The sequence below is a fragment of the Lysinibacillus sp. GbtcB16 genome, from assembly GCF_019091145.1.
In the GTDB taxonomy this organism is placed as follows: domain Bacteria; phylum Bacillota; class Bacilli; order Bacillales_A; family Planococcaceae; genus Lysinibacillus; species Lysinibacillus fusiformis.
Genome location: NZ_JAGXJV010000019.1, coordinates 1 through 10,168 on the forward strand (window position 1 = coordinate 1; position 10,168 = coordinate 10,168).

Annotated in this window: 9 protein-coding genes and 1 tRNA gene; 9 read left to right on the forward strand and 1 reads right to left on the reverse strand. The window is 37.8% G+C overall.

Annotation, left to right across the window (positions count from 1 at the left end; genetic code table 11):
* The first annotated feature begins 84 nt into the window (after nucleotides 1-84).
* From KVT27_RS22395 to glmS, 9 genes are all read left to right on the forward strand, one after another.
* Nucleotides 85-157: transfer RNA gene (locus KVT27_RS22395), tRNA-Lys, on the forward strand.
* 185 nt (nucleotides 158-342) lie between these two features.
* Nucleotides 343-1,248: an arginase gene (rocF, locus tag KVT27_RS22400; RefSeq protein WP_036121531.1), complete on the forward strand. Its 906-nt coding sequence runs from the start codon at nucleotides 343-345 to the stop codon at nucleotides 1,246-1,248.
* A 133-nt stretch (nucleotides 1,249-1,381) separates the two neighbouring features.
* Nucleotides 1,382-1,945, forward strand: coding sequence for an RNA polymerase sigma factor SigW (gene sigW, locus KVT27_RS22405; RefSeq protein WP_004225410.1), 564 nt, complete (start codon nucleotides 1,382-1,384; stop codon nucleotides 1,943-1,945).
* A gap of 13 nt (nucleotides 1,946-1,958) precedes the next feature.
* The gene (locus KVT27_RS22410) at nucleotides 1,959-2,585 is read left to right on the forward strand and encodes an anti-sigma factor family protein (RefSeq protein ID WP_036121528.1); all 627 of its coding nucleotides are present in this window, start codon (nucleotides 1,959-1,961) and stop codon (nucleotides 2,583-2,585) included.
* 149 nt (nucleotides 2,586-2,734) lie between these two features.
* Nucleotides 2,735-3,571: a diadenylate cyclase CdaA gene (cdaA, locus tag KVT27_RS22415; protein ID WP_012296035.1), complete on the forward strand. Its 837-nt coding sequence runs from the start codon at nucleotides 2,735-2,737 to the stop codon at nucleotides 3,569-3,571.
* The gene (locus KVT27_RS22420) at nucleotides 3,564-4,640 is read left to right on the forward strand and encodes a CdaR family protein (RefSeq protein ID WP_036148100.1); all 1,077 of its coding nucleotides are present in this window, start codon (nucleotides 3,564-3,566) and stop codon (nucleotides 4,638-4,640) included. Before cdaA ends, KVT27_RS22420 begins: the two co-directional genes overlap by 8 nt.
* A 218-nt stretch (nucleotides 4,641-4,858) precedes the next feature.
* Entirely contained in the window at nucleotides 4,859-6,211 is a 1,353-nt protein-coding gene (gene glmM / locus KVT27_RS22425) for a phosphoglucosamine mutase (RefSeq protein WP_036223764.1), read from the forward strand.
* Nucleotides 6,212-6,342: 131 nt separating this feature from the next.
* Nucleotides 6,343-6,858: a type 1 glutamine amidotransferase domain-containing protein gene (locus KVT27_RS22430; protein WP_208704961.1), complete on the forward strand. Its 516-nt coding sequence runs from the start codon at nucleotides 6,343-6,345 to the stop codon at nucleotides 6,856-6,858.
* Between the two features lie 772 nt (nucleotides 6,859-7,630).
* Entirely contained in the window at nucleotides 7,631-9,433 is a 1,803-nt protein-coding gene (gene glmS, locus KVT27_RS22435) for a glutamine--fructose-6-phosphate transaminase (isomerizing) (protein ID WP_036121520.1), read from the forward strand.
* 418 nt (nucleotides 9,434-9,851) lie between these two features.
* Here the strand turns inward: glmS and KVT27_RS22440 are convergent.
* Nucleotides 9,852-10,168, reverse strand: a 317-nt coding sequence (locus tag KVT27_RS22440; protein ID WP_483307974.1) for a hypothetical protein, incomplete at its 5' end; no start/stop codon positions are given.

A 10,168-nucleotide genomic window follows, 5' to 3' on the forward strand; every position in this document is an offset into this window, starting at 1 on the left:
GGTATAGCCAAGCGGTAAGGCAACGGATTTTGATTCCGTCATGCCTAGGTTCGAATCCTAGTACCCCAGCCATTTTTCTTTTATGAGCCATTAGCTCAGTTGGTAGAGCATCTGACTTTTAATCAGAGGGTCGAAGGTTCGAGTCCTTCATGGCTCACTTTTATAGAATAAAATATATTCAAAAGTGATATAATAAATACAGATAACTAATCTCTTACTGAAAACAGTAGGAGATTTTTTTATGCTATTTAAGAATGAATAAATATACGTATTTATGTTGGGTTGAGCCAAGTGGTAAGTAGGCTTTACAATAGTCTTATAACTTATAGGGGGTATAAAAACATGAATAAACTTAATATTTCTATTATTGGAGTACCAACAGATTACGGACAAACACGCCGAGGCGTAGATATGGGACCAAGTGCTATTCGTTATGCAGGCGTTGTTGAACGTTTAGCAAGTATTGGACACGAGGTACAAGATCAAGGGGATATTCGTGTTAGTCAAAAGCATGCAAACGCGGCAGTAGATGAAAAGTTATTGAATTTAGAGGAAGTAGTAGAAGTTAGTACGGCTTTAGCTAATAGCGTACATGAAGTAGTCGAACAAAAAAAATTCCCACTTGTATTTGGTGGTGACCATAGTATTGCTATTGGGACACTTGCTGGATTAGGGGAACATTATAAAAATCTAGGTGTTATTTGGTATGATGCACATGCAGATTTAAATACACCTGAAACTACACCTTCAGGCAATATACATGGGATGCCTTTAGCAGTTAGTATTGGGCTTGGGCATGAACGTTTAGTTCAAATTCGTACTAATGTGCCAAAAATTAAGCCAGAAAACGTTATTATTATCGGAGCTCGTTCTGTAGATCCTGGTGAGCGTGATTTGATTCGTGAACAGGGAATTAAAGTATACACTATGCATGAAATTGACCGACTTGGCATGACGCGTGTTATGGAAGATGCACTTGCCTATTTAAAAGATCGAGATGTAGATGGATTACACCTATCGCTGGATTTAGATGGACTTGACCCTCTTTATACACCAGGGGTTGGAACACCAGTGCCAGGTGGGATTACGTATCGAGAAAGTCATTTAGCGATGGAAATGTTACAAGAGTCGGGAATGTTAACTTCAGCAGAGTTTGTAGAAGTTAATCCGATATTAGACGAGAAAAATACAACAGCAAATGTAGCTGTTGCTTTAATGGGATCTTTATTTGGAGAAACTTTAGTTTAAAGAAAATTTTTCAAAAAATTGCCTGTTGCCACATTGCATAAAAATCTTTTGCTATAATTGAAATAAAACGAAACTTTTCTTATCGATGGGTCGTATAGTATAAGACAGTTGTAAAGGTGGAGAAGTCAACACAATGGATGCGTTAGTAAATAAGAGAATAAAACAAGTGCTTAAAGGCGATCAAAACGCATTTGCCGATATTGTGAGTCTCTATCAGCACAAACTGTACCAAGTATGCTATCGAATGTTAGGTAACAAACAAGAATCTGAAGATATTGCTCAGGAAGCTTTTGTTCGGGCATATATGAATTTGCATACTTTTGATCAGAAAAGAAAGTTTTCCACGTGGCTTTATCGCATAGCGACAAACCTCTGTATAGATCGTATTCGGAAAAAGAAACCGGATTATTATTTAGATGCAGAAGTAGCTGGTACAGAAGGGCTTGATATGTATTCACAAATCGCAGCTGACGACCAGCTACCAGAGGAGCAGTTAGAGCAAATGGAGCTGCAAGATCGCATTCAATACGAAATTGGACGTTTGCCGGATAAATACCGTTCCGTTATAGTATTGAAATATATAGAAGAGTTATCGTTGCAAGAGATTAGCGAGATTTTAGATATGCCGCTTGGAACGGTGAAAACGAGAATTCACCGCGGACGTGAGGCATTACGTAAGCAGTTAAACAATCTGTAGGAGGGGGAGCGTCATGAATACTTGTCCAGAGCATATTATTGATTATATGCATGATTATTTAGACGGTGACATTAGTCGTGAGCATGAGCAAGAGTTAAAGCAACACTTGCATACATGTAATGATTGTAAACAGTTGATGCATGAATTGAGTGAAACAATCGCCTTTGTGAAGAGTGCTTCCCATATTACAGCGCCTCCGGATTTTGAAGCAGCAGTAATGGCTCGTTTACCAAAACCAAAAAGTCGAGTAGGCATACAAAAATGGATACGCCGACATCCATTTTTTGTGGCAGCAGCAGTATTTTGTTTATTTATGAGTGCTACCTTGCTCGGTAGTTTTATGGATGACCAGCATTTCTCTGTGACCAAACAGCCCAATTTAGTTGTGGATGGTCAAACGGTTATCGTACCTGAAGGAGAAGTTGTAAAGGGCGATATTGTGGTGAAAAATGGCGATTTGGTTGTTGAAGGAGAAGTTGATGGTAACGTCACAGTCATAAACGGGCAATACATGGCATCTTCAGCAGTAGTTTCAGGGAGAATTGAAGAAATTGACGAAGTATTTGAATGGTTATGGTATACAATTAAAAACTCTGTAAAATCAGCCATGACATTTGATGAAAAGGAAGAAACTAAATAACACTCTATACGTCCTAAAAAATAGTGCACGTGAGAGGCTGAAAGGTCTACTCTTATGAGTAGACTTTTTATTTGAAAAAAGTTACATTTGATAAGAATGTGCTATACTTGAATGTGTATGGATTCGTAATGAAAAATGGGGGATGCCACGTGCAAATTATTGAACATTTCACAGATTTAACGCCTGTGAATATTGTTATTAACTTCATCGATGTACTGCTCGTTTGGTACGTTGTTTATAAGGTCTTAACCCTCATTAAAGGTACGAAGGCTGTCCAATTACTTAAGGGAATTTTCGTCATTATTATTGCACGAATTGCAACAGACCTTTTAGGGTTACAAACATTAGGCTGGATGTTACAGCAGGTCATTGAATTTGGTTTCTTGGCGATTATTATCATCTTCCAACCTGAAATCAGACGAGGCTTAGAACAAATTGGTAGAGGTAAACTTTTCCAACGATCATCTAGTCAAGAAGACGAGGAGCAAACAAGGCTTATAGAGGCTATGAAAAAATCTGTAAGTTATATGGCAAAACGTCGAATAGGTGCGTTAATTTCAATTGAAAAAGAAACAGGTCTTAATGAATATATTGAAACAGGTATAGGTCTAAATGCTGAAATTTCTTCAGAATTGCTCATTAATATCTTTATACCGAATACGCCACTACATGATGGGGCGGTTATTATGCAAAGAGATAAAGTTACAGCGGCAGCTTGTTATTTACCTCTATCTGAAAGTCCATTTATTTCAAAGGAGTTAGGGACACGCCACCGTGCTGCGCTTGGGTTAAGTGAAGTTACGGATGCAATTACAATCGTTGTCTCAGAGGAAACAGGCGCCATTAGTATTACGTTGAATGGTAATCTCCATCGTAATCTTTCTCTAGAGGAGTTCGAGACACTATTACGAAAAATGTGGTTCGGATCAGCACAAGAGTCAAATGCAGCCTCTAAGTTAACTTGGAGGGGGAAAAAGAATGGATAAAATGATGGATAGCCCTTGGGTATTAAGAATCATCGCGCTATTTTTAGCATTTTTGCTTTTTTTCTCAGTTCGTACCGAGCTATCTCCAATCAATACAACAACCACCACTGAACAGACTGATATTATTCGTGATGTGCCAGTAGATGTTTATTATGATAATGAGAATCTGATTGTAACAGGTTTACCTGAAACAGTAGATGTGAAGATAAAAGGGCCAATGCCTGTTGTTATAAAAACAAGAGCAACAAAGGATTTCTCAGTATTTGTTGATTTAAGTAATCTATTGATTGGCGAGCATGATGTAAAGCTACAATACGAAAATATTTCTGATAAGTTAAAGGTTACATTAGACCCTGCAACTATTCATGTAAATATTGAGGAAAAGGTCACGAAAGAGTTCCGAGTGGACCCTGAGATGAATACTCGACTAATCGAAGAAGGGTATATTTTAAAGGATATGGTAGCTGATCCACCAACTGTTTACGTGACAGGTGCAAAAAGTGCTATTGAAAGCATCAGCTATGTAAAAGCAACTGTTGCTGGAGAGCCAGGCTTGAAGCAATCCTTCTCTCAGGACGCGGCAGTAAAAGTATTAGATCGAGACTTAAATAAGCTTGATGTGACAATTGAACCTGATACTGTTAATGTTCAGGTAGATATTGGGGAATATAGTCGAGAACTCCCGGTTGTTTTGAGGGAAACAGGGCAAGCATTGGAAGATATAACGATCAATTCTTTAACGTTTACGCAAAAAATGATTAAAGTATATGGCAGAAAATCGATTATTGATGGTTTAACAGAAATTCCAATAACAGTGGACCTGTCAAAAATTACAGAGTCAAAAACTTATGAAATTGATGTAAAATTACCAGATGGTGTGACAAAAATATCTGATAAGAAAATAAAAGTGAAGGCAGATATTACAAAAGTAGAGAAGGAAGAAGAGCAGAAAACACCAGCTTCTACAGAGGAAACGCCACCTCCTACTGAAGAAACTGATGTGAAGGATGATAGTACTACTACTGATAAAAATACGCCAACCGATGAAACGGAAGATATTGATTCTTAAACAATATCTGACTATAATTTTATTTTGATTCTAAATCAAAAATCTAACCGGAGTTTGTTTTGGTGGGTAGACCGCAATATATTCACCAGACAAACTAACTGAGTGGACTATTAAAAATTACCAATGAATAAACAAAAGCAGACTTTTCCAAAAGTAAGCGGACAAGTGTCTATGGATGAATATGACACAGTCTTGCATTGAAGGAGAGAATAAGTAGAATGGGTAAATATTTTGGAACAGATGGCGTCCGTGGCGTCGCCAATAGTGAACTAACACCGGAATTTGCATTTAAACTTGGCCGTATAGGTGGCTATGTGTTAACGAAGGATGCAACTGACCGTCCTAAGGTTTTAATTGGTCGTGACACACGTATTTCAGGCGAGATGCTGGAAGGTGCACTTGTTGCTGGTCTCTTATCAATTGGGGTAGAAGTAATGCGTCTTGGAATTATTTCAACACCAGGTGTGGCATACCTTACTCGCATTATGAGCGCAGATGCAGGCGTCATGATTTCAGCTTCGCATAACCCAGTAGCGGACAATGGCATCAAATTCTTCGGTCCAGATGGCTTTAAACTAACAGATGCACAAGAAGAGGAAATTGAAGTTTTACTTGATGCTCAAGAGGATACATTACCACGTCCAATAGGGGCAGATTTAGGATCTGTAAGTGACTATTTCGAGGGTGGACAAAAATATATTCAATACTTAAAACAAACAGTGGATGAAGAATTTGATGGTATCCATGTAGCATTAGACTGTGCACATGGTGCTACCTCCTCATTAGCGACGCATCTTTTTGCGGATCTAGAGGCTGACATTTCTACAATGGGCGCTTCTCCAACTGGTCTAAATATTAATGATGGTGTAGGTTCAACGCATCCTGAGGGACTAGCTAAGTTTGTATTGGAAAAGAATGCAGATGTTGGTCTAGCATTTGATGGGGACGGTGACCGTTTAATTGCTGTAGATGAAAACGGTAAAATTGTTGACGGCGATCAAATTATGTTTATTATTGGAAAGTATTTAAATGCAGTTGGTCGTTTAAAGAAGCAAACAATTGTTTCAACTGTTATGAGCAATATGGGCTTCTATAAGGCTGTCGAAGATAATGGTATGCAAAGTATACAAACGGCAGTAGGAGATCGTTATGTTGTAGAGGAAATGCGTGCTAATGATTACAATTTAGGTGGCGAACAATCAGGGCATATTGTTTTCTTAGATTTTAATACAACAGGTGATGGTCTACTAACAGGTATTCAGCTTGTCGACATTATGAAAGCAACAGGTAAGAAGCTATCAGAGCTTGCTGCTGAAATGAAAATCTATCCTCAGCGTCTTGTCAATGTTCGCGTAACAGACAAGCATGCAGTGACTGAAAATACGAAAGTGGCTGCTGTGATTGCAGAGGTAGAAGCGGAAATGGCAGGAAATGGCCGTGTCTTAGTACGTCCTTCAGGTACTGAGCCACTTGTTCGTGTAATGGTGGAAGCTGCTACAGAAACAGATTGTGAGCGTTTTGTTGAGCGTATTGCAGATGTTGTACGTGCAGAAATGGGCTTAACAGAATAGTAAATATAGAACACGAACTCGATTTCCGTTTTTAGGAAATCGAGTTTTTCTTGTTTGAAATGGATGTTTGAAATAGAAAAGATGGGGAACAGTAAAAGGGAGTCACAATAAACAAGGAGTGTTTGATAGATATGGCTAAAATTGCTACAGTTATTACCGATATGTTCGAGGATAGTGAATTTACAAGTCCTAAGGAAGCTTTAGAAGCGGCTGGACATCAGCTAGTAACAATTGATACAGAGCCAGGAAAAGTAGTAAAAGGAAAACATGGGGAAACAGTAAAAATTGATAAAGGCATTGATGAAGTAAAGGCCACTGATTTTGATGCACTGTTTATACCTGGTGGTTTTTCTCCAGATATCTTACGTGCCGATGATCGAGTAGTGGCGTTTGTAAAATCCTTTATGGATGATATGAAGCCAACCTTTGCCATTTGTCATGGACCGCAGCTACTAATTACGGCAAAAACACTAAATGGTCGTGACGCCACGGGTTATAAATCCATTCAAGTAGATTTAGAAAATGCAGGGGCAAAATTCCACGATGAAGAAGTATTCGTCTGTCAAAAGCAACTAGTAACAAGTAGAACACCAGATGACCTACCTGCCTTTAATAGAGAAATAGTAAATTTATTAGCTCGTAAATAATAAAAAGGGCACAAGCTGTTTGGGCTTGTGTCTTTTGCTATCTTTTGGGAAATATGATGAGAGCATTTTTGATTGGATCAAGATTAATATGCCTTCTGCTATACCCTCAATGCCCATAATCGTACGTTGTTTGACAATTTCATATCCATACATTGTGCAACGATTAATGCTTTCTAATACGATCTCCTTTAAAACTTCTTTGAGCATTTCACTCACATACTCTACAGATCCGCCTCCACTAACAATTGTTTGTCTACATATTTGTCACGAAAAAGCAAGAGTACTAGGTATTTTTTATAACGAAAGTTTGACGGATAGCATATGATTGAGTATGATGGAGAAGTTGAAGACGAGGTCCGACCTTGTTCTTTAACGGACGCAGAAGGAGGAAAGAGAGCGTAAAATCGGAAAACAATTATAGCGCCTGAGCTGAAGAAATTGGACGAAATGGATCTTCAGCAGACGAGGTGGAGGTTTATCGAAAATTCGGCGGATACCTCCCGATCGACATACCCGATTGTCATTTTTCATTTTGAAAGCATTTGAGCGATTGAATGTACAGGAAATGGAAAAGGTATCGTAAAGCAATAGATGAATAGTAGAAAACTTCACATATCGAATGCCTCATTCAGATGGCTGAATGATTTGATTGCATGTACGGGAGTGTTTTATTTTATATAAAAATAAAGCATGCTTGTCCATTCTAAAAATTCGATAGATGAGGTCTACTTTGTCATTGCGTTAAATTGACATTATCGGAGGACGAGAATTTATGTGTGGAATTGTAGGATATATTGGTGAATCAGATGCAAAGGAAATTTTATTAAAAGGCTTAGAGAAACTAGAATACCGTGGTTATGATTCAGCAGGTATTGCAGTACGTAATGAAGAAGGCGTAACTGTTTTTAAAGAAAAAGGACGTATCGCAGACTTACGAGGAGCGGTAGATGAAGATGTTGCTGCTAAAATTGGTATTGGTCATACACGTTGGGCAACACATGGTGTACCAAATCGTTTAAATGCTCACCCGCATCAAAGTGCATCAGGGCGATTTACGCTTGTGCACAATGGGGTAATTGAAAACTATCATCTATTACAAAAAACGTATTTAAAAGGCATTCCGATGAAATCTGATACAGATACAGAGGTTATCGTGCAATTAGTAGAATTGTTTGTAAAGGAAGGTTTAAGCACAGCAGATGCTTTCCGTAAAACATTATCTTTACTACATGGTTCATATGCACTTGCATTATTAGATGCAGAAGCTGCAGATACAATCTTTGTAGCGAAAAATAAATCACCACTTTTAGTTGGAATTGGTGAAGGCTTCAATGTTGTTGCTTCAGATGCAATGGCTATGCTGCAAGTGACAGATCAATATGTAGAGCTTCACGACAAAGAGGTTGTAATTGTACACAAAGCTAGCGTTGAAATTACAAAACTAGATGGTTCTGTAGTTGAACGTGCACCATATACAGCAGAGCTTGATATGAGCGACATTGAAAAGGGGACATATCCTCATTATATGTTAAAAGAAATGGATGAGCAGCCTACTGTCATTCGCAAAATTATTCAAGCGTATGAGGGTGACAATGGCGATCTAACAATAGATACAGAAATCTTAGAAGCATTGCGAGCTGCAGATCGTTTATATATTATTGCGGCGGGCACAAGCTATCATGCAGGTCTCATTGGTAAACAATATTTCGAAAAAATGGCTGGTATTCCAGTAGAAGTTCATATTTCTAGTGAATTTGGCTATAATATGCCATTACTTTCAGAAAGACCTTTATTTATCTTTATTACACAATCAGGTGAAACAGCAGACAGCCGTCAGGTACTAGTAAAAATTAAAGAGCTTGGCTACCCAACACTAACGATTACAAATGTTCCTGGCTCAACTCTATCACGAGAAGCTGACCACACATTATTATTACATGCAGGTCCAGAAATTGCGGTAGCTTCTACAAAAGCATATGTGGCGCAAGTTGCTGTTCTTGCTTTAGCAGCATACGTAACAGCAAAAGCAAATGGCACAGGCTTAGAATTTGATTTAAAACAAGAGCTTGCGATTGCCGCAAACGGTATCCAAACAATGATTGACTCAAAAGAAGTATTAGAAGATATCGCAGAGGACTACTTAAAAATTGCGCGTAACGCATTCTTCATTGGCCGTAATATGGACTTCTATGTGAGCCTTGAAGGGGCCTTAAAGCTAAAAGAAATCTCTTACATCCAAGCAGAAGGATTTGCTGGCGGTGAGCTTAAACACGGAACAATTGCTTTAATTGAAGAAGGTACACCAGTATTTGCACTTGTTACACAGGCATCAGTTGGGCTAAACATCCGTGGTAATGTGAAAGAAGTCGCTGCGCGTGGTGCATATCCATGTATTATTGCAATGGCTGGTATCGATGAGGATGGAGACCGTTTAGTCATTCCGCATGTTCACGAATACCTAACGCCACTTGTATCAGTAGTGCCATTACAGTTAATCAGCTACTATGCGGCCCTCCACCGTCGTTGTGATGTGGATAAACCACGTAACTTAGCTAAATCGGTGACGGTTGAGTAATTATTCATTCGGGACAAAAATGTGAATTATAACTAATATGGTCATAATATATAAGTGTATTTTTCATAAATATATATTATGTTGTGACAACGAAAATAAGCCTTGGTACAGTGTGGACATTACTGCATCAAGGTTTTTTGTTTTTTCTCAAAGTGTATTTTTAATTAAAAAACTTAAATCAAGCAGTAAAAAGTGGTAATCCAAAAGCAATTACAAGAAGTATCGCTAGTGGTGCAATATTAGCTAGGGAAGCAAAGTGACCCCGTTTGCAAAAAGCATCAGTTTGTAGTAGAAATTAAAAGCTTTACTTCATTTCATTGTAAAAGAAAAAGATTGTAGACAAACTCGAAATTTTTAGAGTTTGTCTACAATCTGAATCTCAATTTTAAACTATACCACTAAATATAAATGATATTCTTTATACAAACATTTTAGAATTTAAATCATTTTTATCGACTTTTAGTTCATAACTAAATACGTTGCTACAGCCACCAATCACAGAGTTAATACCGAAGAATTCTAATAATAATTGTTTTGCTTCATTTCCTAAGCTATTTTTATTAACAATATCTGTAATTGCATTATCTAGTGATGTTTTCTTTGTTTTATTTTTTGAACTATAGTATTTATAGTTAGTATAAATCATTTCAACAGCTCTCGTTGCGCCTCCTAAGGCTTTAAAAATATCTTTAATCTTAGCAAGATTTGCTATTGGCAAAGCATTTGCAAAAATTG